Annotated in this window: 25 protein-coding genes; 16 read left to right on the top strand and 9 right to left on the bottom strand. The window is 59.6% G+C overall.

What is annotated here, in order from left to right; all coding sequences use genetic code 11:
• The first annotated feature begins 23 nt into the window (after nucleotides 1-23).
• From AC07NR_RS25775 to ppnP, 3 genes are all read left to right on the top strand, one after another.
• The gene (locus AC07NR_RS25775; protein WP_495079742.1) at nucleotides 24-1,985 is read left to right on the top strand and encodes an acetyl/propionyl/methylcrotonyl-CoA carboxylase subunit alpha; all 1,962 of its coding nucleotides are present in this window, start codon (nucleotides 24-26) and stop codon (nucleotides 1,983-1,985) included.
• Nucleotides 1,986-2,054: 69 nt separating this feature from the next.
• Nucleotides 2,055-2,597: a 3'-5' exonuclease gene (locus AC07NR_RS25770; protein WP_248740219.1), complete on the top strand. Its 543-nt coding sequence runs from the start codon at nucleotides 2,055-2,057 to the stop codon at nucleotides 2,595-2,597.
• Nucleotides 2,598-2,679: 82 nt separating this feature from the next.
• Nucleotides 2,680-2,964 (top strand): pyrimidine/purine nucleoside phosphorylase, encoded by a 285-nt coding sequence (gene ppnP, locus AC07NR_RS25765; RefSeq protein ID WP_074878773.1) that lies wholly within the window; start codon nucleotides 2,680-2,682, stop codon nucleotides 2,962-2,964.
• A gap of 71 nt (nucleotides 2,965-3,035) precedes the next feature.
• Here ppnP and AC07NR_RS25760 read toward each other — a convergent pair whose 3' ends face one another.
• Nucleotides 3,036-3,842, bottom strand: a complete 807-nt coding sequence (locus AC07NR_RS25760; RefSeq protein WP_495079741.1) for an MOSC domain-containing protein — start codon at nucleotides 3,840-3,842, stop codon at nucleotides 3,036-3,038.
• A 90-nt stretch (nucleotides 3,843-3,932) separates the two neighbouring features.
• The gene (locus AC07NR_RS25755; RefSeq protein WP_085710725.1) at nucleotides 3,933-4,868 is read right to left on the bottom strand and encodes a chemotaxis protein CheV; all 936 of its coding nucleotides are present in this window, start codon (nucleotides 4,866-4,868) and stop codon (nucleotides 3,933-3,935) included.
• A gap of 456 nt (nucleotides 4,869-5,324) precedes the next feature.
• Here AC07NR_RS25755 and AC07NR_RS25750 point away from each other — a divergent pair, with 456 nt between their 5' ends.
• The 3 genes from AC07NR_RS25750 (at nucleotide 5,325) to AC07NR_RS25740 (ending at nucleotide 7,835) form a co-directional block, all read left to right on the top strand.
• Entirely contained in the window at nucleotides 5,325-5,795 is a 471-nt protein-coding gene (locus AC07NR_RS25750) for a hypothetical protein (protein ID WP_096821100.1), read from the top strand.
• A gap of 490 nt (nucleotides 5,796-6,285) precedes the next feature.
• On the top strand, nucleotides 6,286-7,179 hold the full coding sequence (locus AC07NR_RS25745; protein ID WP_495079773.1) for a sensor histidine kinase: 894 nt from the start codon (nucleotides 6,286-6,288) through the stop codon (nucleotides 7,177-7,179).
• Nucleotides 7,176-7,835 (top strand): response regulator, encoded by a 660-nt coding sequence (locus AC07NR_RS25740; RefSeq protein ID WP_085710728.1) that lies wholly within the window; start codon nucleotides 7,176-7,178, stop codon nucleotides 7,833-7,835. The genes AC07NR_RS25745 and AC07NR_RS25740 overlap by 4 nt, the downstream gene beginning before the upstream one ends.
• Here the strand turns inward: AC07NR_RS25740 and yegS are convergent.
• A complete protein-coding gene (yegS, locus tag AC07NR_RS25735) occupies nucleotides 7,819-8,736 on the bottom strand; it encodes a lipid kinase YegS (protein WP_248740217.1) in 918 nt (305 codons plus the stop codon). The genes AC07NR_RS25740 and yegS overlap by 17 nt on opposite strands.
• 314 nt (nucleotides 8,737-9,050) lie before the next feature.
• Here yegS and AC07NR_RS25730 point away from each other — a divergent pair, with 314 nt between their 5' ends.
• Complete coding sequence (locus AC07NR_RS25730) at nucleotides 9,051-9,359, top strand: hypothetical protein (protein ID WP_192552129.1); 309 nt, start codon at nucleotides 9,051-9,053, stop codon at nucleotides 9,357-9,359.
• Nucleotides 9,360-9,401: 42 nt separating this feature from the next.
• Here AC07NR_RS25730 and AC07NR_RS25725 read toward each other — a convergent pair whose 3' ends face one another.
• Entirely contained in the window at nucleotides 9,402-10,628 is a 1,227-nt protein-coding gene (locus AC07NR_RS25725; protein ID WP_495079740.1) for a molybdopterin molybdotransferase MoeA, read from the bottom strand.
• Nucleotides 10,612-11,151 (bottom strand): molybdenum cofactor biosynthesis protein B, encoded by a 540-nt coding sequence (gene moaB / locus AC07NR_RS25720; RefSeq protein ID WP_495079739.1) that lies wholly within the window; start codon nucleotides 11,149-11,151, stop codon nucleotides 10,612-10,614. The genes AC07NR_RS25725 and moaB overlap by 17 nt, the downstream gene beginning before the upstream one ends.
• 81 nt (nucleotides 11,152-11,232) lie before the next feature.
• On the opposite strand from moaB, the gene mobA reads away from it, so the two are divergent.
• Nucleotides 11,233-11,835: a molybdenum cofactor guanylyltransferase MobA gene (gene mobA / locus AC07NR_RS25715; protein ID WP_495079738.1), complete on the top strand. Its 603-nt coding sequence runs from the start codon at nucleotides 11,233-11,235 to the stop codon at nucleotides 11,833-11,835.
• A gap of 77 nt (nucleotides 11,836-11,912) precedes the next feature.
• Nucleotides 11,913-12,134, top strand: a complete 222-nt coding sequence (locus AC07NR_RS25710) for a YgdI/YgdR family lipoprotein (protein ID WP_085710733.1) — start codon at nucleotides 11,913-11,915, stop codon at nucleotides 12,132-12,134.
• A 74-nt stretch (nucleotides 12,135-12,208) separates the two neighbouring features.
• On the opposite strand, the gene AC07NR_RS25705 is transcribed toward AC07NR_RS25710, so the two are convergent.
• The 3 genes from AC07NR_RS25705 to AC07NR_RS25695 all read right to left on the bottom strand — a co-directional run bounded on the left by AC07NR_RS25705 (nucleotide 12,209) and on the right by AC07NR_RS25695 (nucleotide 13,890).
• Nucleotides 12,209-13,102 carry a pseudouridine synthase gene (locus AC07NR_RS25705; protein WP_248740213.1) on the bottom strand — a complete coding sequence of 298 codons (894 nt, stop codon included), beginning with the start codon at nucleotides 13,100-13,102 and terminating at the stop codon, nucleotides 12,209-12,211.
• A 69-nt stretch (nucleotides 13,103-13,171) separates the two neighbouring features.
• Nucleotides 13,172-13,489 (bottom strand): transcriptional regulator, encoded by a 318-nt coding sequence (locus tag AC07NR_RS25700; RefSeq protein ID WP_085710735.1) that lies wholly within the window; start codon nucleotides 13,487-13,489, stop codon nucleotides 13,172-13,174.
• A 164-nt stretch (nucleotides 13,490-13,653) separates the two neighbouring features.
• Complete coding sequence (locus AC07NR_RS25695; protein WP_114884529.1) at nucleotides 13,654-13,890, bottom strand: glutaredoxin family protein; 237 nt, start codon at nucleotides 13,888-13,890, stop codon at nucleotides 13,654-13,656.
• Nucleotides 13,891-14,092: 202 nt separating this feature from the next.
• On the opposite strand from AC07NR_RS25695, the gene AC07NR_RS25690 reads away from it, so the two are divergent.
• On the top strand, nucleotides 14,093-15,805 hold the full coding sequence (locus AC07NR_RS25690) for a cation:proton antiporter (protein ID WP_495079737.1): 1,713 nt from the start codon (nucleotides 14,093-14,095) through the stop codon (nucleotides 15,803-15,805).
• On the opposite strand, the gene AC07NR_RS25685 is transcribed toward AC07NR_RS25690, so the two are convergent.
• Nucleotides 15,802-17,010, bottom strand: coding sequence for an ammonium transporter (locus tag AC07NR_RS25685; RefSeq protein WP_495079736.1), 1,209 nt, complete (start codon nucleotides 17,008-17,010; stop codon nucleotides 15,802-15,804). The genes AC07NR_RS25690 and AC07NR_RS25685 overlap by 4 nt on opposite strands.
• Before the next feature lie 316 nt (nucleotides 17,011-17,326).
• Between AC07NR_RS25685 and AC07NR_RS25680 the strand changes: the two genes are divergently transcribed.
• The 6 genes from AC07NR_RS25680 to AC07NR_RS25655 all read left to right on the top strand — a co-directional run bounded on the left by AC07NR_RS25680 (nucleotide 17,327) and on the right by AC07NR_RS25655 (nucleotide 22,036).
• Nucleotides 17,327-17,641, top strand: coding sequence for an ElaB/YgaM/YqjD family protein (locus AC07NR_RS25680; protein WP_085710739.1), 315 nt, complete (start codon nucleotides 17,327-17,329; stop codon nucleotides 17,639-17,641).
• 2 nt (nucleotides 17,642-17,643) lie between these two features.
• Nucleotides 17,644-18,030, top strand: a complete 387-nt coding sequence (locus AC07NR_RS25675) for a phage holin family protein (RefSeq protein ID WP_065257074.1) — start codon at nucleotides 17,644-17,646, stop codon at nucleotides 18,028-18,030.
• Nucleotides 18,027-18,365, top strand: a complete 339-nt coding sequence (locus AC07NR_RS25670) for a hypothetical protein (protein ID WP_305835883.1) — start codon at nucleotides 18,027-18,029, stop codon at nucleotides 18,363-18,365. The genes AC07NR_RS25675 and AC07NR_RS25670 overlap by 4 nt, the downstream gene beginning before the upstream one ends.
• Nucleotides 18,366-18,489: 124 nt before the next feature.
• Nucleotides 18,490-19,653: an EAL domain-containing protein gene (locus AC07NR_RS25665; protein WP_495079735.1), complete on the top strand. Its 1,164-nt coding sequence runs from the start codon at nucleotides 18,490-18,492 to the stop codon at nucleotides 19,651-19,653.
• A gap of 68 nt (nucleotides 19,654-19,721) precedes the next feature.
• Nucleotides 19,722-21,050 carry a deoxyguanosinetriphosphate triphosphohydrolase gene (locus AC07NR_RS25660; RefSeq protein ID WP_432217351.1) on the top strand — a complete coding sequence of 443 codons (1,329 nt, stop codon included), beginning with the start codon at nucleotides 19,722-19,724 and terminating at the stop codon, nucleotides 21,048-21,050.
• A 359-nt stretch (nucleotides 21,051-21,409) separates the two neighbouring features.
• Nucleotides 21,410-22,036, top strand: a complete 627-nt coding sequence (locus tag AC07NR_RS25655; RefSeq protein WP_119429618.1) for a response regulator transcription factor — start codon at nucleotides 21,410-21,412, stop codon at nucleotides 22,034-22,036.
• The last annotated feature ends 4 nt before the right edge of the window (nucleotides 22,037-22,040 follow it).

Below are 22,040 nucleotides of genomic sequence, written 5' to 3'. Positions count from 1 at the left end.
GCCAACATTCAGGAAAAACCACCATGCCCGCCATCCATAAAATCCTGATCGCCAACCGCGGTGAAATTGCCTGCCGCATACAGCGCACCGCCCAGGCCCTCGGCTATCGCACCGTCGCGGTGTTCAGCGACGCCGACGCCGATGCGCTGCATGTCCAAATGGCGGATGAGGCCGTGAACATCGGCCCGGCGCCGGTTCAGCAGTCCTACCTGAACATCCCGGCCATCCTCGACGCCGCACGGCGCAGCGGTGCCGACGCAATTCATCCCGGTTATGGCTTCCTCTCGGAGAACGCCGAATTCGCCCGCGCCTGCGAACAGGCCGGCCTGACGTTCATCGGCCCCAGCGTCGAAGCCATCGAGCTGATGGGCAGCAAACGCCAATCGAAAATCGCCATGCTCGCCGCCGGTGTGCCGTGCATCGCCGGCTATCAAGGCGCCGAGCAGGACGACACGACCTTGACACGGGAAGCCGAACGCATCGGTTATCCACTGATGATCAAGGCCAGCGCCGGCGGTGGCGGACGCGGCATGCGGCTGGTGCACAGCGCCGAAGAGTTGCCGGCGCAATTGCGCACGGCGCGCTCGGAAGCCTTGAACGGATTCGGCAACGACGAACTGATCCTCGAACAGGCCCTGATCGAACCGCGTCATGTCGAGATTCAGCTGTTCGGCGACCGGCACGGCAACCTGATCTACCTCGGCGAACGGGACTGCTCGATCCAGCGTCGCCATCAGAAGGTCATTGAGGAAGCACCGTGCCCGGTGATGACCGAAGAATTGCGTCAGGCGATGGGCGAAGCGGCGCTCAAGGCCGGACGTGCGGTGAACTATGTGGGCGCCGGCACCGTGGAGTTTCTCCTTGACGCGCGCGGCCAGTTCTACTTTCTGGAGATGAACACCCGGCTGCAGGTCGAACACCCGGTGACCGAATTGATTACCGGACTGGACCTGGTGGCGTGGCAGCTCTTGATTGCCGAAGGCCAGCCGCTGCCGTTGACCCAGGCGCAGGTCAAACTCGATGGCCACGCCATGGAAGTGCGACTCTATGCCGAGGATCCGGCCCAGGGATTCCTGCCGCAGACCGGTCGTGTCGAAGCCTGGGCACCGGCACTGAATCGGGGCGCGCGGGTTGATCATGGGCTGATCGAAGGTCAGTCGATCACACCGTTCTACGACCCGATGCTCGGCAAACTGATCGCTCATGGCGCGACCCGCGAAGAGGCCCGGCGCAAACTGTTGTGCGCGGTGCAGGACAGCGTGTTGCTGGGTGTGCAGAGCAATCAGCGGTTGCTGGCCAGTCTGTTGCAGCATCCGCAGTTCATCAGCGGCGAATTCAGCACCGGGTTTATCCCGCAACACTTCGCCGACCATCCATGCCTGCATCCCCATACACCGAGTGCCGAAGAACTTGCGATCGCGGCGTTGCTGTTCTATCAATCTGCCGCGGGTTCACATCGCACACCGTTGGCCGGTTGGCGCAACAATGCCGGCGCGCCACTGCACTATCGCCTGGGTCTTGAAGATCAGGAATGGAGCGTGCAATTACTGGCCGCCCCGGATGGCATCGTTCGGGTACAGGTCGCTGAACGCGCCTTCGAACTGAAGCTCATCGAACACGACGAACGCTCGATTTCCCTGGACATCGAAGGCCTGCGCCAGCGCCACGCCTATCGCCTGCACGACGACCAGCTCTGGCTGTTCACCCGCCCCGGCAGCCTGCGTCTGGTGGATCGAACTCATGCCGTGATCGACAGTCAGACCAGCGTCAGCACCGGCACCTTGAAAGCCCCGATGGATGGCGCAATCATCGACGTGCTTGTCAGCGAAGGCAGCCCGGTCATTAAAGGCCAGCTGCTGGTGGTGCTGGAAGCGATGAAAATGGAGCACCCGCTCAAGGCCGGCATCGATGGCGTGCTCAAGCGGGTGCAGGTCAAGGTCGGCGATCAGGTGAAAAATCGTCAGGTTCTGTTGCAGGTCGAGTAGTCACCGCGCGCATCCGCAAGGTTTGACTACGCTCTGAATAATCAGGACGCGGAAATCAGGAACCCTGCGATGCCCCATTGGCTGGTCATTGATCTGGAAGCCACCACCGATGAGGGTGGCTGGCCGGTTACGGAAATGGAAATCATCGAAATCGGTGCCACCCTGGTGGATCGAACCGGTCGCGAGCAGGATCACTTTCAACGGTTCGTCAAACCGACGCGTCGGCCCCTGCTGACGCCGTTCTGTCGTGAGTTGACACACATCACCCAGGCCAACATCGACGCGGCGCAACCGCTGACCGAGGTCTGGCCGGCGTTCGAGCGCTGGCTCGCTCAGCACCAGACACGCCTCGAAGGCTGGGCCAGCTGGGGTGATTACGACCGCAAGCAATTGCTTCAGGAATGGCAGCGCCTGCAACTCGACAGCGCGCTGAGCCGCGTGCCGCATATGAACCTCAAACAGCGCTTTGCCAAGGCCCGACGCCTTGAACGGCCCCTGGGACTCAATGGCGCCCTGCAACTGGCGGGCATGCAGTTCACCGGTCAGCAGCACCGGGCGCTGGAAGATGCGCGCAATACCGCCCGATTATTGCCGCTGGTGCTGCCGCTCTAGCGCAGGTGACGGCGCCCTGAGCCTTGTGCATACTGGCCGACCTTTTTGACCCTTTTTAAGCCCTTTTCGAGAGGAATCGCCCATGTTTAAAGTCAACGAGTACTTCGACGGCACCGTCAAGTCGATCGCTTTTGGCACTGCCGAAGGCCCTGCGACCATCGGCGTCATGGCCCCGGGCGAATACGAATTCGGCACCAGCCAGCGTGAAATCATGCACGTGGTTTCGGGCGCACTGACCGTCAAACTGCCGGACAGCAGCGACTGGGAAACCTTCTCTGCAGGCAGCCAGTTCAACGTGCCAGCCAACAGCAAGTTCCAGCTGAAAGTGGCCGTCGACACCGCTTACCTGTGCGAATACCGCGGCTGAAACCACGGTTTCCTGCGGCAATAAAAAATGCCCGTGTCCTTAGACACGGGCATTTTTCGTTTCAGGGCCGGTTATTCGAGGATTTCCACCGGCATCCCGATTTCGAGTCGACCGTTGCTGTCATTGACCAGGTTCTGACCGAACATCGCACCGTCGGCCTGGGCCCGGGTCTTCTGCAGGGTCGCCAGTGGCTCGCGGTCGGCGCTGCGCTCTCCGGTTTTCGGGTCGATGGTGGTGAGAATGCAGCGCGAGCACGACTTGACCACGCGGAATTCGACATCGCCAATGCGGATGCGCTTCCAGCCATCCTCGGCATACGCCTCGCTGCCCTCGATCACCAGATTCGGCCGGAACCGCAGCATTTCCAGCGAACGCCCGACTTCCTGCGACAGATGTTGCAGCGACGCCTCGCCAATCAGCAGCAGCGGGAAACCGTCGGCGAACGCCACCTGATCGTCATCGTTGCCATACCCGGCCTGGGTCGTGCGGGCGCGATCCAGCGGCACTTGCACCAGTCGGGTCGGCTTGCCGATGAATTCGCTGACCCAACGGGCCGCTTCTTCACCGGCATCAGGTACACGCAAAGTGTCGCGCCAGATGGTTACGCCGCGCAGTTCGGCTTCGTTGCCCGGCAAGGCGATATCAATCTCCGAATGTCCCGGCGCCTCGAGGGTCAGGCCACCGTCAGCATTCCACAGCGCCGACAACTGGCTCATCTTCGCTTCGGCGCGCTGGGTCAGGAAACGCCCGCTGGCTTCGTCCACCAGCATCCAGCGTCGGTCGCCCTCAAGCCCCAGTTTGTCCAGGCCGATCCCTTGCAGGACCTCGCCCTTGCCGGATTTCAGCGGGTAACGATAAAGCGCGCTCAGACGCAGCATGGCCAGCTCCCTGGTGGGTGAAAAACGCCACCCTATACGAGCTTTGTCGCCGAATCAAAGGCTGACGCCGGGTCAGCCTCGACAAGTTGATCAGGCCGGCACTTCGTCGAGCATCAGACGCTGGCGCACCACATCGACCAGCTTGTCCGGCTGGAACTTGGAGAGGAAGTTGTCGCAGCCGACCTTCTTCACCATCGAGTCGTTGAAGCTGCCGGACAGCGAAGTGTGCAACACCACATACAGGCCACGCAGACGCGGGTCGTTGCGGATTTCGGTGGTCAGGCGATAGCCGTCCATTTCCGGCATTTCCGCGTCGGTGAAGATCATCAACAACTTGTCGGTCATGTTGACCCCGGTGTCGGCCCAGGCCTTGAGCATGTTCAGGGCTTTCAGACCGTCGCTGGCGATGTGCATCTTCACGCCCAACTGGCCGAGGGTGTCGCGCAATTGCGACAGCGCCACATTGGAATCGTCCACCAGCAGCACTTCACGGCCGCGGGCACGCTCCAGGACCGGATCCTCCAGTTTGTCGCGGGACACCTTGGCGTTGTACGGAACAATTTCGGCAAGGACTTTCTCGACGTCGATGATTTCCACCAGTTGATCGTCGACCTTGCTGATGGCGGTCAGGTAGTGCTGGCGACCGGCGCTGGTCGGCGGCGGCAGGATGGCTTCCCAGTTCATGTTGACGATGCGATCCACACCACCGACGAGGAAGGCCTGCACCGAACGGTTGTACTCGGTGACGATAATCGTGCTGTTGGGGCCCGGCACCAACGGGCGCATGCCGATCGCCTGGGACAGGTCGATCACCGGCAGGGTCTGGCCGCGCAGGTTGACCACACCGCAGACAAACGGGTGACGCTGAGGCATCAGGGTCAGCTTCGGCAGTTGCAGGACTTCCTGAACCTTGAACACGTTGATCGCGAACAATTGGCGCCCGGCCAGTCGAAACATGAGAATTTCCAGGCGATTCTCACCCACCAGTTGCGTGCGTTGGTCTACCGTATCGAGAATGCCGGCCATCAATGACTCCTGGGCTTGTTCTGGTGAATTCATTAAAGGGGGTTATCGGCGGATTCCGGCCAATCTTGATCCCCATACAAATCACCTACAAAATGCCATGAGCAGGCATTGATGTCACATTAACATCATGCTTTACTGGCCCCCGTGATTTCATCTGCTACATTCTCTGCGGCGCGACCTCGGTTTGCACCGTAGGTTCCCGTGTCTAAGGGATTCCCCTAGTAACAATCAGGCCCAACCTGATGTTCGCAATATCCAATAGCCATTAATGTGACGCCATTCTCATTGCATGAACGGAGTCAGGCTTTTGTGTGCGATCGCAGTTCAGTGGAACCCCATCCTCTCGAAACCCCCGGCACCAGCCTTCTCGGCACTGCAGGGCGCGATCTCACGACGGTTCATGATCGTCGACACACACGACATTCGCTCATCAGACATGACGTTGTGGAGATAAGCATGCCGAACGACCGTAAAGAGTGGGCGCAGCGGTTCCCCGAATTTCTTGTCGAGGCTGAAACGCTCCTGGCCAAGTCCGAAGAGTGCCTGAGTCATTTGCAACTGATCAGCAATGACAAGGACGCAATCGATTGCATGCTCAGCACCCTGCTCAAACTGGCGAACAAGGCCGATGCCCTTGCATTGGTGGCAGTCTCCGAGTTCTGCCTGCACCTGCACGGTTTGCTCACTCAGACGCAAGATCATGTCGACCTGCATGCTCAGGCACTCGACGCCCTGAAAGACTGCTTCACCCTGATGGCCTGGCAACTTGAACTGGTCGACCAGAGCACCGGCCAGCTAAGCCTGGACGAAAGCGAACAGACGTCCCTCATCGAAGCGTTCGCCTTCCAGGTCGGACAGAGCCAGTTTCAACCGCCGCTCAGTGCCAAACCCTTGTCCCTCGTGTCTTACTCGGAGCGGCAAGCGTAATCGGGTGCACGCCGGGTCCGTTGGAGCCTGTTAGTTCGAGCCATCGAATGTCGCAATTGAATAACTCATGCCTGCCAGCGACATCTCCAAATAAATAATTACGCTTCAACATGCAGACTGCCTACCGTTGAAGTCAGGGTTTACCTGTGTATAAAAATTGAAGACTTCAGGTGTCACCGATAATTATCGACTCCAATAAATCAACTTTTTCCATTATGGAACTCACGTCCAACATGGCGTATTTCCTGACTCTTTGGACATATAGGGCGAACGCGACCAACGGTATGTTAAGTGGTATTATGCCGCGCGTTAGTTGCTTTCACTTAATGGCACAGTGACTTCAATGATCGGTCTGCTCCGAAGTTGGCAGTCAATTATCGATCACTGAACCGTATTGAAACCAACAACCTGAATCACAGATTTTCAGACAGAGACCGCCAGCCACTCTGACCGGTCTGCCCGCAGCGAACATCCATTGGCTCCATCCGCTATGTACGCCAGCCTCAAGTCAATCGCCACATGGCCACCCTCCCGAGAAAACGCGCGCAGGTTCACGCTCATGCTTTGCATTGGTGCAGCTTTGGGCAGTCTGCTGACTTATTGCCTGTCCGCACCGTTGTCATTTGGCCTGCTGCTGCTCAACGTGGCAGCCGCCGCTTGCGTCTTTACCCAGCATCGCCTGTCGCGCAAGTCGATCAAGTTTCAGCCCCAGGAGCTGGCCGATCGATTGCTCGAAGTCCAGGAAAACGAACGCCATCGCCTCAGCCGTGAACTGCACGACGATATCGGCCAGTTGCTGACCGCCGCCAAGTTGCAGAGCGAATGGCTCAAACGGCGTCTGCCCGAAGAGCTTCAGGAACAATGTTCGGCACTCTGCGACACCCTTGAGGAAACCCTCAATAAAGTCCGCGACGTTTCGGCCATTCTCAACCCACGACAACTGACCAGCCTCGGACTGGAAGCCAGTCTGCGCGCGCATTTGCTCAAGACACTGGCCAATACATCGGTTCACTGGAGCCTGGACTGTCAGCAGCGTTTGAACGGCATCCCTGAAGAAATGGCTGTCGCCGCCTTCCGCATCACTCAGGAAGCCGTGACCAACATCCTGCGACATGCGCAGGCCAAGAACCTGCTGATCCGCGTGCAACGCCTTCCCCAAGGCTTGACCCTGCTGATCAGCGATGACGGTCTGGGGTTTGCCCCGGCCGCCAATCCCGGTCGTGAAGGACAACGAGGCATGGCCGGGATGGCCGAACGGATCGAGCAACTGGGCGGCAGCCTGAGCGTGACGAGCGAACCGGGCAAAGGCACTCAAATCGAAGCACTATTCCCCTGGGCGCCCCGTGCACTCGAGCGGGCCAGTACGAATAAGGTTATGCGTTGACTTGTAACTTACTTCTGGTGGATGACCACTCGCTGATCAGAGCCGGCGTGCGCGCTCTGGTGCTGGATATTCCCGGTTACGCGGTAATCGGCGAGGCCAATGACGGCTCGCAATTGCTCGAGATGGTCGAGCAGTTGAACCCCGATATCGTCTTGCTGGATATTTCCATGAGAGAAACCGGCGGCCTGGAGGCATTGCAGCGGCTCAGACGGGTTCGCCCGCACAGCAAAGTGCTGATTCTGTCGATGCACACCGACCCTGCGCTGATCATGCAGGCACTGGAATCCGGTGCTCATGGCTATCTGCTCAAGGACACCACGGCCACCGAGCTCGAACACGCACTGGAAGCCCTGCGCAACAACGAACGCTACCTGAGCCCGGCCATCGCCCACACGGTGATCAACCAGGCCCTGACACGCAATCAGAAGTTGCAACCGGAAGTCGCCGATTCCCACAACCTGACGGCTCGCCAGCTGGAAATCCTGCGCCTGATCGTTCGCGGCAAGTCCACCCGTGAGATCGCCAATGGTTTGGGTCTGAGCATCAAGACTGTGGAAACCCACCGCTCGCAGATCATGAAACGCCTGCAGATCTACGATGTGGCGGGGCTGGTACTGTTTGCCGTACGGGAGCAGATCATCAGTCTGGACGACTGACCCGCCGCGTCCTGCCCAACAGCGGCGAGTTCTCCGGCAAATGCACACGCAATGCCGCCGGACGAGCCGCAAACCGCAGACTGTCGCCTTCCAGCGGCTCGCCATCAAGATTGATGCAGAGCCCTTCGGCAACCTTGATTTCGACCCACGGCAAACGCGTGCGGACAAACATGTTGTCGAGACCGAATCCGTCGCTGAGCAGGTTTTTCAGCGTGCCGACCAGCTCCTGTGGTGCCGGCAGAATACTGATATCCAGCAGGCCGTCATCCGCCAGTGCCTCCGGGCACAACACATGTCCTCCGCCTGCCTGGCGGCCATTACCGATACCCAGCGCGAGCAGTTCACCGCTCCAGTGAAAGTCCGGCCCCTGCAATTCGCCATAGGCGGCGTGCAACTCACTGAATCGCGACAGGCCCGTAAACAGATAGGCCGCGCCGCCCAGCACCTTTTTCAGATCCTCCGAGGTATTGGCAGTGACCTGACTGCCAAACCCGCCCGTGGCCATGTTCAGGAATATCTGCCCGCCCACCTCACCCAGATCAATGTCATGGGCAGGTGCACCGAGCAACTCAAGCGCCTCGGCGGGCTCCGGGGGTATACCGGCCGCGCGGGAAAAATCGTTGGCGGTTCCCAGTGGCAGCAGCACCAGACTGGCCTCTCCCGGGTGAGCCGCCAGGGCCTCGGCGATGTCGCGCAAGGTGCCATCGCCACCGCCGGCGATGATCTGCCTGTATCCACCAGCCAGGGCCTCTTCGACCAGACGCTGGGCATCACCGGCCTCCCAGGTCAGGCGTACCGCCAATTCCCAGCCCTGCTTGCGCTTGTGTTCAACGGCGGCACGAACCGCTTCGTTAAGTGCCTGCTTGCCATGCAGAATCAGCAATGCCCTGCGCTCATCCATATTGGCCACTCCCGTTATCAAATCAGTTCGGGACATCTTGACCCTCACAGCACGCAAAAGAGCCACCGTAATCCCAAGTATTTCCAGCGACGCGGCTCATTCGTCCTACAAGGCGGTATTTTTTCGTACGGAATGTAAGGAATCGGCTCAATTGACCCATCCAGACCATTCGTACACTGTGGGTCTGAGGCAGCAATCTTTAACCCGATAACACAAGGATGTGCAGGTAATGAGTCAAAACATCACCCGGACGCTGGATCATTCGAGCAGCAGTTTCAGCCGGCAGAAACTCATGGCAGCAGGCGGAATTTCCCATGCACGGTCATGACGCAAGAATGACCGCAAGTCCGGTTGCCCCCCTCTCCGGCAGTCGCGCCTGCCATAAACCCGAACTCAAGAGCAGCGCCAAAAACACTGGAGAAAAAATCATGGACCCCCGTGTCACCGAGCTGGAAACCCACCTCAAATATATTCGCCGAGACATGGACGAAGTAAAGGGAGACGTCAAAGCCATCAAACATCGTCTCGCCTACTCTGCGGGCGCCACAGCAGTGGTCCTTGGATTGTTGGGCTGGGTTGCCAATAGTCGCTTCGACCAGCTCGTGACGCTGATCAGCCGATGACTTACAGAAATGCAGGCCCGCGCCGGGCCTGCATTTCAATGATCAGCCGAGAAGGTCACTCAGGGGAATGAAGGGCACCATTTCTCCCTGGATCAGGGTGCGCCCCTCCTGCACTTCTACCAACCCATCAGCCCAGGCGGCGCTGCGCAGAACACCTGAACTTTGGTTTCGGTAGATAGTTGCCTGTCCCTGCTCCAGTCGCCCCCGCAGGAATTCACGCCGATTACCGGCCTGGGGCCAGACGAATCCAGCCGGGACTGGAAACTTGAGAGGCTCTACATCTTGCACACCCTGACGACGCAGCAGATAAGGCTTGGTCAACAAGGCAAAAGTCACCAGCGTCGACGCGGGGTTGCCGGGCAGACCGATGACCGGAACACCCCGAAAATGCCCAACAGTCAAAGGTTTCCCGGGCTTGATCGCCAGCTTCCACAGCGTCAGCTCACCCTCCTCCCTAAGCGCGACGCCGAGGAAATCCGCTTCCCCAACCGATACGCCTCCGGTCGACAGTATCAAGTCGGCCTCTTCGAGCTCCCCAAGACGCGCTCGGGTGGCGGACAAGTCATCTGGAAGAATCCCGGCATCCAGCACTTCACAGCCCAGACGCTGCAGCCAGCTGCACAGCACCACCCGGTTGCTGTTGTAAATCTGTCCCGGACCCAGTGCCGCTCCCGGTTCAACCAGCTCATCGCCAGTGGACAGCACTGCCACACGGGGCTTGCGGATCACTTCAAGGCCGGCGCAGCCCAAAGACGCAGCCAACCCCAGCTCGATCGGACCGAGCCGGGTTCCCGCGGACAGGATCAATTCGCCCACCGTGGTTTCCTGACCCTGCGGGCGGATGTTTTGCCCGAACACCATGGACTCGATGAACCGGACTCGTCCGTCGGCCTCGGTCACGGCGTTTTCCTGCATCTCGACGCAATCGGCGCCCGGTGGAACGGGTGCCCCCGTAAAGATACGGGCACAGGTTCCCGGTTCCAGCGGTACAGGCGACTGACCGGCAAAAATCTTCTGACTGACGGGCATCGGCTCACTGGTCCAGTCAGCCAGGTTCAAGGCATACCCGTCCATGGCACTGTTGGGCCATGGCGGCAGATCCAGTGTCGAAACCAGATCCCGCGCCAACACCCGCCCCTCGAGCTGCGCCAATGGCAGATACTCGGACTCGACAATACGCGAGGCATCAGCCATTTCCAGCAGACGCGCCAAGGCCACCTCGACCGGCATCAGGCTGCCGGTCTTGCCAGGCTTACCCGCGGGATTCACAAGGAGCCGCCTGTTTCAGGTGAGGGACGAAATTGCACGGGCGATGCCGCGAATCCAGTTGCTCGGCCAGGATGCCATCCCAACCGGTGCGCACCGCGTTGGTCGAACCTGGCAGGCAGCAAACCAGCGTACCGTTGGCCAGTCCAGCCAGTGCACGGGATTGCACAGTGGAAGTACCGATATCGGCCATCGAAATCTGCCGGAACAGTTCACCAAAACCATCCACCTGCTTGTCGAGCAGGCACGCAACGGCTTCCGGTGTACTGTCGCGACCGGTAAAGCCTGTGCCCCCGGTGATCAGCACCACTTGCACGATGTCTTCGGCAATCCAGTGGGCAACTTGCGCGCGGATTTTGTACAGGTCATCTTTGAGCAATATCCGCTCCGCCAGGTTATGACCGGCTGCGGTCAAGCGGTCGACGAAGACCTGGCCGGAGGTATCGGTTTCCAGCGTGCGAGTGTCGCTGACCGTCAATACCGCGATATTGAGCGGTGCGAAAGGTACATCAGCCTTGGCTTTCATAGGCTCATCCAGTTGTAGGAGAAACAGCCCGGTGTTATATCACAGCGCCCCATTTTTTCGCCGAACCTGCGGAGAGCTGCCATGACTTCGAATACGCAACTGCCCTCCTGCTCCATCCTGTTACTGGCCGGCGGGCGTGGTCAACGCATGGGTGGCCAGGACAAGGGCCTGATTGAATGGCACGGGGAACCGCTGATCGCTCATTTACAGCGCAAGGTTCGCCCGCTGACCGACGATCTGATCATTTCCTGCAACCGCAATCGCGAGCGCTATGCGCCCTTCGCCGATCAATTGGTGACAGACGACGAAGAAGACTTTCCCGGACCATTGGCCGGCATCCGTGCCGGTTTGCGAGCCGCTCGCCATTCCCATCTGCTGGTATTGCCATGCGACGTACCGCGAATCGATCTTCCCCTCTTACAGAGCATGCGCGAGACCGCCAGCCTGCACCCTGAAAACCCGTTGATGCTGCGTCACGACGAGCACTGGGAACCACTGCTTTGCGTAATTCCCGTGGCGCTTCAGCCCGCATTCGAAGAGGCCTGGCACGAGGGAGAGCGCAGCCCTGGCCGGCTCATGCGCAGCCTTGGAGCCCAGGCCCTGATTTGCCCGGACAACGACCCACGGCTGGCCAATCTCAATACCCCGGAACTGTTAAGCTCTCATAACACTGTGTCAGACTGACCGCATTCAAGGAACTCTCACGCCTTGCATACGTCTACAGCTCAGTAACCAAAAGAATTCCCTTCGGAGACAAACACATGACTCAACGGACTCTCGCCACTTTCATGCTCGCACTGGGCCTGGCCACCCTCGCCGGTTGCGCTTCGCCAACGGTGATCACCTTGAATGACGGTCGCGAAATCCAGGCCGTCGACTCGCCTAAATACGACAAGGATTCGGGCTTCTACGAATTCGAACAGCTGGACGGCAAGCAGACTCGCATCAACAAGGATCAGGTTCGCACCGTTAAAGAACTGTAAGCGACGCCAGATACAGAAAAGCCCGCATTTGCGGGCTTTTTCGTGGGCGTCAGAAAGATGGCTTGCACTATTTCTCACCAGTCCAGCGTGATCCGGCTTTCAAAATCACGCACCTGCCCCGTCACTGGATCAATGAACCGCAAACCCTGCGCCAGCAGCTTGAGCGGTTTGGTGTAATCGTCCTCGACGTCCTTCAACACCTCGGGATAGAACGGATCGTTGCAGATGCTCGCACCCAATGCCGTCATGTGCACCCGCAACTGGTGTTTCTTGCCGGTCACCGGATACAGGCCGTAACGCCAGAGGTCGCCGTTCCGTTCCCGCACTTCCACTGCCGTTTCGGTGTTGCTGACACCGGGACCTTCCTGCATGCGGAAAAAAGGCTCGCCATCGACCATACGGCTCTTGTGTACCAACGGAAAATCCAGCCCCGGCAATGCAGCAGCGATGGCTTCGTAGCGTTTTTCGATTTGCCGTGTAGGGAACAATGACTGATACGCCGAACGTGTTTGCGGATTGGCCGAAAAAATCACCAGCCCGGCGGTGTGCCGGTCGATTCGGTGCAGCGGCACCAGGTGCGGGTTGTCCAGACGACGAATCAACCGGCGCAGCAGCGTTTGTTCCACGTATTCCCCCGCTGGCGTCACCGGCAGGAAATGGGGTTTGTCTGCAACGACAAGATGTTCGTCCGCGTAGAGAATCGACTCGACCACCGGAATCGGCTTTTCATCCGGCACTTCGCGAAAGTAATGGATGCGCAGGCCTTCCTTGTACGGCAGGTCCAGCGCAATCGGCTGGCCTTCGCCATCCAGTACCCGGCCTCGGGCAATCCGGTCCAGCCACTGATCCCGTCCGATGGCACTGAAGTGATCACACAGACAATCGAACACCGTCCGCCAGTCGCCGGGAGGCAGATAAAGCGTGCTGGCCTGATTCTGTGCGGCGGAAAATGTAGATGTGCTGGACATACGGAGAACTCGAACCCTCAAAGCAGAGCGGCATTATCCAACACCGGACGCAGCAGACCTAGCGCAGAATCAGGCGGGAATCGATTTGAGGGCCGCGGCCTCGGTGAACTCCTTCAGCCAGCGCAGTACATCGACAGCCTCCCAGCGTCCCGGGTCGTACAAGGCGTACAACAGTCCCTGATAACCCACCACATCCAGTTGTTTGTGATAGCCGGCGCGCTGGAACAACGCCTCGATCTCGGCAAAACAGGTATTGAAATGCAGCTTGTTGAAAGGCGTCTTGCCCTCCGTGACCAGACCGTCCAGACGCAATTCGCGGACGGCGTCGTGCACCACATCAACCGACATCCGGTTCACGCTGCTTTTCAACTGTTCGACATTGACCACGGTTCATCCCTCTGACGTCCTGGCTGCCCTGCTCATTGCCCAAAAAAAGAAGCATGGCGAGCCCACCCAATTACTGTATGAACATACAGTAACCGAATAAACCCGAGAGTGCCAAGGTTCGATAACCGTCTCGATGAATGGCCAGACAGCATCGAGGGAAAGGATTAACGCAGAAATGCCACAACCTGATCAGCGCTGAACGGCCAGCCCAGTTCCGCTCCGGTATCGGTCCGGCGCAGCACGGGGATCCGCAGGCTGTAGGCCTCGAACCAGGACTCGTCGTCGGCAATGTCCACCAGCTCCACCAGCAGGCCATGCTCGACGAACGGCATCAGCTCGGCTTCAGCGACTTCACACAGATGGCACCCCAGGGTGCCGAACAACTGGCATTCAGGAAGCATGCGCGTTCAATCCCAAATTTTGATTGGCCATTTTAGGCCTGACCTGTGAACCCGTCGACCCGTCAGAGACCTCAAGTTTTTGAGCGAGTTTATCCTCGCAAAACCCTGACTCAAATCAGCCCGCACAAATGCGTTTTACACCATGCTCCGGTGTTTTTTGCCTCTACGCTTGAAGAGCCTGACCCTGCCACCGGAGTGTTTTGTGTTTGCCAATCTGTTGATCATTCTTGCCTCGTCCCTGGTGATGATTGCCCTGTTTCGCCGCCTGCGCCTGCCACCGGTGCTGGGCTATCTGTGCGTCGGGCTGATGGTCGGGCCGAAAGCGTTCGACTGGATCAACGAGAGCGAGCATCTGCCGGATCTTGCCGAGTTGGGCGTGGTGTTTCTGCTGTTTTCCCTGGGGCTGGAATTCTCCCTGTCGAAAATGATTGCCCTGCGCCAGGTGGTTTTTCGTCTGGGCAGCCAACAGGTGCTGGTCAGCACAGCGCTGCTGGGAAGCGTGCTGATGCTGCTGGGCATGCCCCTTACCCCGGCGCTGCTGCTCGGCGCGGGGCTTTCACTTTCGTCGACGGCGATCGTCACCAAGGAACTGGGAAGTCTCGGTGAAATATTCAGCAGCCATGGGCAGAATGCGGTCGGGGTTTTGTTGTTTCAGGATGTGGTGGCCGTGTTGTTGCTGACGCTGGTACCCGTCTTCGCCGGCAGCAGCGATCAAGCCTGGTATTGGGCGTTGCCGCTGACACTGCTCAAGACTGTCGTGCTGTTCATCGGCTTGCTGCTGGCCAGTCGCTGGCTGTTGCCGCGTCTGTTTCAGGAGGTGGCGGCATCGCGCTCGGCCGAGCTGTTCGTGCTATTGGCGCTGGTGATCGTGTTGCTCACGGCATGGCTGACTCACCTGCTTGGCCTGTCCCCTGCCCTCGGCGCGTTCCTGGCCGGCATGCTGCTGGGGGAAAGTCATTATCGGCATCAGATCGAGGCCGATATCCGGCCGTTCCGCGACATTCTGCTCGGCCTGTTCTTCGTCAGCATCGGCATGCTGATCGACCTGCAATTGTTTGCCAGCCACAGCGTCGTGATTATCGCCATGACCCTGGGCTTGCTGGTGATAAAGGGCTCAGTGGTGGCGCTGCTGGTGAAATGGCGTGGCAGCGACAATGAAACCGCCTGGCGCAGCGGTATGGCGCTGGCACAGGGTGGTGAGTTCTGTTTCGCCCTGATGGCACAGATGCAGCAGAACCGGCTGATGCCCGCCGATCTCGGCGCCCTGCTCCTCGCTGCGACGTTCTGCTCGATGCTGCTCACGCCGCTGATGTTGCGCGCTGCCCCCCGCATCGCCGCCGCCCTGCACCGCAAACCCAATCAGGAAGCACAGATCGAACAGATCAGCGCCCTCAATGCCGGCCTGGATCAGCATGTGGTGATCTGCGGCTACGGGCGTGTCGGTCAGTCGATCGGGCGTTTCATGCGCAATGCCGGGCAACCTTACATTGCCCTGGACAACGACCCCGTACGTATTCAGGAGGCAGCCACCGTAGAACGCGACGTGCATTACGGCGACTCTGCACGCGCCGACCTCCTGACGGCGGTCGGTTTGCTGCGCGCAAGGCTGCTGGTGATTGCCGTCGATAAAAGCGATGTGGCGCTGAGGGTGCTCAAGGAGGCCCGGCGACTCAATCCGAAGGTGCCGATTCTGGTGCGCACCCGCGACGACAGCCAGTGGGCCGAACTGAAAGCCGCCGGCGCCAGCGAAGTGGTGCCGGAGCTGTTGGAATCAAGCCTGATGCTCGCGTCCCATGCCTTGATTCTGCTCGGTCTGCCGGCACACCAGGTGCAGGAAAAAGTCGATCGGGTGCGTATCGACCGCTATCGCCTGCTGCATGGCTTCTACCCGGGTGCCGAAGATGAAGAGACTTAGTCCTGACTCACCGCGCCGATCTTGTGCAGCGACAGGTCCGCGCCGTAATACTCCTGTTCCTGACTCAGGCGTAGACCATGCAGCGCCTTGATCGAACCGTAGACGGCGAAGCCGCCAACCAGTGCTACCACCACGCCCAACGCCGTACCGATCAACTGGCTGATCAGGCTGACACCACCCAGCCCGCCCAACGCGGTCGAGCCGAAGATCCCGCAGGCGATGCCGCCCCATACGCCACACAAGCCGTGCAACGGCCAGACACCCAGCACGTCGTCGATTCGCCATTTGACCTGCGCTGCCGTGAAGCACCAGACAAACAGCGCGCCCGCTATCGCACCGGTGACGAGTGCGCCCACCGGGTGCATCAGGTCGGAGCCGGCACACACCGCCACCAGACCGGCCAACGGGCCATTGTGCAGAAAGCCCGGGTCATTGCGCCCGACGATCAACGCCGCCACGGTACCGCCCACCATCGCCATCAACGAATTGACCGCTACCAGACCACTGACACCCTGCAGGGTTTGCGCGCTCATCACGTTAAAGCCGAACCAGCCGACGATCAGGATCCACGAGCCCAGTGCCAGAAACGGAATGCTCGAGGGCGCGAATGCCACCAGCCGGCCATCGCGATAGCGGCCGTTGCGCGGGCCCAGCAACAGCACCGCCGCCAGCGCCAGCCAGCCACCCATGGCGTGAACCACCACGGAGCCGGCGAAATCATGGAACGGGGCGCCGAATCGCGCGGCCAGCCAGGCTTGCAGACCATAGTTGCCGTTCCAGATCATCCCCTCGAAAAACGGATAGATGAATGCCACGATCAACGCCGTCGCGCACAGCTGCGGAACGAACCGCGCCCGCTCGGCAATGCCGCCGGAAATGATCGCCGGGATCGCCGCCGCAAAGGTCAGCAGGAAGAAAAACTTCACCAGCCCGTAACCATGATCGGCACTCAGCACCGCCGCCGGTTGCAGGAACGTCACCCCGTACGAAATCCAATAGCCTATAAAGAAATAGGCCAGCGTCGACACCGCGAAGTCGCTGAGAATCTTCGACAGAGCGTTGACCTGATTCTTCTGGCGAACCGTTCCGACCTCCAGAAAGGCGAAACCGGCGTGCATGGCCAGCACCATGACCGCACCGATCAGAATGAACAACGTGTTGGAACTATGAACGAGCGTATCCACAGCGCTTTGCAGATTTTCCATGAAGAGGCAGACCCAAGGCTGAAAAAGGCACCAAAGCGGTTCATGCAGACATTTCATGCACCAAGTTGCGACCATACAGTCACAAGCCCGAGGGGCCGGTGAACCGCTTTGGCGCACGAGGTCGATGTCCTGAGCTGAACCCGTGTCATCCGGGCTATGATTTCCCGGCTTCGCGCCCGGCAACAGAGCACTGCTGCCGGAGGACGCACCACGACACAGCAAAAGATGTACCAGTCATTTGTACTGAACCTTCACGCAAGGCTCATACTCGAAAGTTTCAGAAGCCGCTTCAGACCGCCAATTACGGAGATTCCCAATGGCCAGCACCAAGGCAAAGACTGCTCAAGAAATCCTGATGAACGACTTCCAGACCCTGGTCAGCGATACCGAACGGTTGCTGGAACACACCGCCACGCTGGCCGGTGACCAGGCTGATGAATTGCGCGAACAGATCCATGAAAGCCTGCTGCGCGCACGGGAAACCCTGAAACTGACCGAAGACACCTTGCGCGAGCGCGGTCAGGCAGCGGTCACCGCCACCGAAGATTATGTGTCGGCCAACCCGTGGCAATCGGTGGGTATCGCGGCGGGCGTGGGCTTTCTGATCGGCCTGCTGGCCACGCGGCGCTGATCATGTCGATCGGTGAATCCGGCCCGACTGCGGGCACCGCCTCTTCCACACGGCGCCTGGGTGCAGCCGTCCTCGGTCTTTTGCACAGTCACGTCGAGTTGTTCGGCATCGAGCTGCAGGAGCAGAAAGCACGCACCGTCAGCCTGTTGCTGTTCGCCGGCCTGGCGCTGGTGTTTGCACTGCTGTTGCTGGTCGGCCTGTCGACCCTCGTTCTGATCGTGTTCTGGGACACCTATCGGCTCGCCGCAATCATCGGCCTGTGCGTGTTCTACACACTCGCTGCGATCTTCTGCGGGCTGCGTCTGAAGGCTGCGATCTTCGATGAATCCTCGCCCTTCCACGGCACCCTGGAAGAACTGGCCAACGACCGGGAGCGCCTGCTGCCATGAGCCTGCCTGAACTTCCGCACAACAGCTCGCGCCAGGAAATGCGCAAGGCCCTGATCCGCCTGCGCATGGAAATGCATCGTCAGGAAATCCGCCACGAAACCGGCCAGGTGCTCCAGCCCTTGCAACGCATGCGCGGCATGACGCAAAACCTGCAGGAAGGTTTCGGCATCAAGCATGCGCCGTTGTGGGGCGTGGCCGCCGTGACACTGCTGGGGTTCCTGACCGGCAAAGGTGCGAAAAGCGGTGGTATCGGCGGCCTGAGCCGGTTGATCCGCCTCGGTACCAGCCTCGCGCCGCTGATCAAACTGGTCATGCAGAACTCGGGCAAACGCTGAGTTCCACATCTGGCTGCATTCTTGCACTGCTGGCGGGATTGAATCTCTTCATCCGGAGATTCAATCCCGCTCGCCTATCCGGCCTGCAGGATCCCACCAGAACAACAATGACCAAGGAGGCCCCGTGATCGACGGGCAACCGCTCGCCTGCTTTCAGCCTTTCATCGATACCGCCACTGGACGCATTGCAGGCGTCGAGGCTCTGGGTCGATTGCGCCAGGCGCAAGGGCAACTGACATCGGTCGGGCCGCTGTTCGCCGACCCGCGAACGCCCGCTACCGCCCTGCGCCGCCTCGACCGGCAGATTCGTGACAATGCGCTGAGCCGATTTCACGAGGCGCCGCCGGACTGGTTTCTCAGCCTGAACATGTCACCGCGCTGGATCAGCCGTTTGCGCGCCGACCAGGCACTGCCGAGTCTCAAACAACTCGCCCGGCATGGCGTCGACCCGCAGCGGATTGTCTTCGAGATCACCGAACTGGGCGGCAACAGTCAGCGTCTGTCCGAAGTCGTCGCACGCTATCGCGATGCCGGCGCACGGATCGCCATCGACGATTTCGGCGCCGGCTATTCACAGCTGGATCGCGTGCTGGCCTTGCAGCCGGACATCCTCAAGCTTGACATGCGCCTGTTTCAGGCCGCCGCGCTCGGCGGGCCCAGCAGCGATGTGGTCAAGGCACTGGCGCAGATGGCCGAAAGGACCGGTTGCTGGATCATCGCCGAAGGCGTGGAGACCGAAGCACAGCTGAATTTCGCGCTGGAATGTGGCTCACGCTACGTACAGGGTTTTCTGTTCGCCCGGGCGCAGGAGGCTTTCTTTGCAACGGATGCTTTCGTCCAGCGCTTCGCTGAACTGCGCCAGGCCTATGTGAAGCAGAAACTCGCCGAGCGCGGCAAGTTGATGTCCATGCGCCGACAGCTCGGCGAGTTGATGACGATTCTGCAAAGCTGGGCACAAACCCGCGCGCCGCTGAGTGCCTTGCCGCAACTGGACGCCTTTCCATGGTTGCTGCGGTTTTATCAGTGCGACCGTCAGGGCACGCAACTGACGCCGAATCTGGAATGGCGGCAAAGCGGCTGGGTCGCCGACAACCGTTACCTGGGTCACAACTGGTCGTGGCGCCCCTACTTCTACCATCTGCTGGCCGAAGGCTGGGAAGAGCGCCGGTTGACGCTTTCCAACACCTACCGCGATGCCACCAGCAACCAGTACTGCCTGACCGCCGGGCAGTTTTTCGACAATGGCGAGCGCCTGCTGTTGATCGACATTGACGCCGCCGGGCTGTAGTTGCGCTTGCAGACACTCGCCCGAACCGGGAAGCTAGGGCACCAGTCACCCGACGGAGAGAATCAGCCTTGGATTGGCAAACCCTGCTCAACCGCGAACGTCTCGGCAAGCCGCTGCACAGCCCGCAGGAACTCGGCCGCAGCCCGTTCCACAAAGACCATGACCGCATCATTTTCTCTGGCGCCTTCCGCCGCCTGGGCCGCAAGACCCAGGTGCATCCCGTGTCGAGCAACGACCACATCCACACGCGCCTGACCCACTCGCTGGAAGTCAGTTGCGTCGGCCGGTCGCTGGGCATGCGAGTGGGCGAAACGCTGCGCCGCGCCCTGCCCGAGTGGTGCGAGCCAAGCGATCTGGGCATGGTCGTGCAGTCCGCCTGCCTGGCCCATGACATCGGTAATCCGCCCTTCGGCCATTCCGGCGAAGACGCCATCCGCCATTGGTTCCAGCAGGCCGCCGGACGCGGCTGGCTGGATGCGATGAGTGACGCCGAACGCGGTGACTTCCTGAACTTCGAGGGCAATGCCCAGGGTTTCCGGGTTCTCACGCAGCTGGAATATCACCAGTTCGACGGCGGCACCCGGTTGACCTACGCGACCCTCGGCACCTACCTCAAGTACCCGTGGACCGCGCGCCACGCCGACTCTCTGGGTTACAAGAAACACAAGTTCGGCTGCTATCAGAGCGAGTTGCCATTGCTGGAGCAGATCGCCCACAAACTCGGCCTGCCGCAACTCGAAGAACAGCGCTGGGCGCGTCATCCGCTGGTTTACCTGATGGAGGCTGCGGATGACATCTGCTACGCGCTGATCGATCTGGAAGATGGCCTGGAGATGGACCTGCTGGACTATCCCGAGGTCGAGTCGCTGCTGCTGGGTCTGGTCGGTGACGATCTGCCGGAAACCTACCGACAGCTGGGCCCTCAGGATTCGCGCCGGCGCAAACTGGCGATCCTTCGGGGCAAGGCCATCGAACACCTGACCAACGCCGCCGCCCGGGCCTTTGTCGAACAACAGGATGCGCTTTTGGCGGGAACGCTGCACGGGGACCTTGTGGAGCACATGCACGGCCCGGCCAAACGTTGCGTGCTGAATGCCAAGGACATTGCCCGCAAGAAAATCTTTCAGGACAAGCGCAAGACCCTGCATGAGATCGGCGCCTACACGACACTGGAGATTCTGCTCAACGCGTTCTGCGGTGCGGCCCTCGAACAACACAACGGGCGTACACCGTCGTTCAAGAGCCGCAGAATCCTCGACTTGCTGGGCAACAATGCGCCGGACCCTCACGGCCCGTTGCACGCATCGTTCCTGCGCATGATCGACTTCATCGCAGGCATGACCGACAGCTATGCCAGCGACATGGCCCTGGAAATGACAGGGCGCTCCAGCCATTGATACTTCGTCGCCCGCCCGGTCAGGCATTGACCGGACGGGCGACTGGTGGATATTCCAATCCTTTCCTTATATCCCTGTTCGACGCTCGCGACGTATCGCCAACAAAAAACTGAAACTCATTGATGACTGACAAACATTAAACAAACAGGTTTTTCAGTCACGCCCGCCCCCCTCCATCGAACAAGTTCAACTCGCGAAGCCAGCCGCTACCTACGTCAAAACTAGTTCACACGTAGTCCCATTCCTCTTTATTTGTAGGACTGATCCTAGATTGCCACCGAGGTCCTGTCGGCTCATGCGACCGCTCTTTCATCTGAGCTAAGGTGCGCCCTTTATTAGTGTTCGCATGGGACTTTGTTATGAACTCCGTTTTTATTGTCGACGATCACCCGGTTATTCGTCTTGCCGTTCGAATGCTATTGGAACATGAAGGTTACAAGGTCGTCGGTGAAACCGATAACGGGGTCGATGCCATGCAAATGGTTCGTGAATGCGCCCCCGACCTTATCATTCTCGACATCAGTATTCCAAAGCTGGACGGCCTGGAAGTCCTTGCCCGTTTCAACGCCATGAGTTCCCCGTTCAAGACGCTGGTCCTGACCGCACAGTGCCCGACGCTGTTCGGCATTCGCTGCATGCAGTCCGGCGCATCGGGTTATGTCTGCAAACAGGAAGACCTCAGCGAACTGGTCAGTGCCATCAAGGCGGTCCTTTCCGGATACAACTATTTCCCCAGCCAGGCCCTGAACCCTGTTCGCAATGACGATGTGCGCTACGCAGAACTGGAACTTTTCAAATCCGTCAACGACCGGGAATTGATGGTATTGCAACTATTCGCCCAAGGCCGAACAAACAAGGAAATTGCCAAAGGCATGTTCCTCAGCAACAAGACCGTCAGTACTTATAAAAAACGTCTGATGCAGAAACTCAAAGCCAGATCCCTTGTAGAACTTATTGAAATGGCCAAACGCAACGCACTCGTGTGAGAGA

The organism is Pseudomonas sp. GW821-FHT09C09 (genome assembly GCF_059418105.1).
This window is presented reverse-complemented; position numbering and strand designations above follow the sequence as displayed.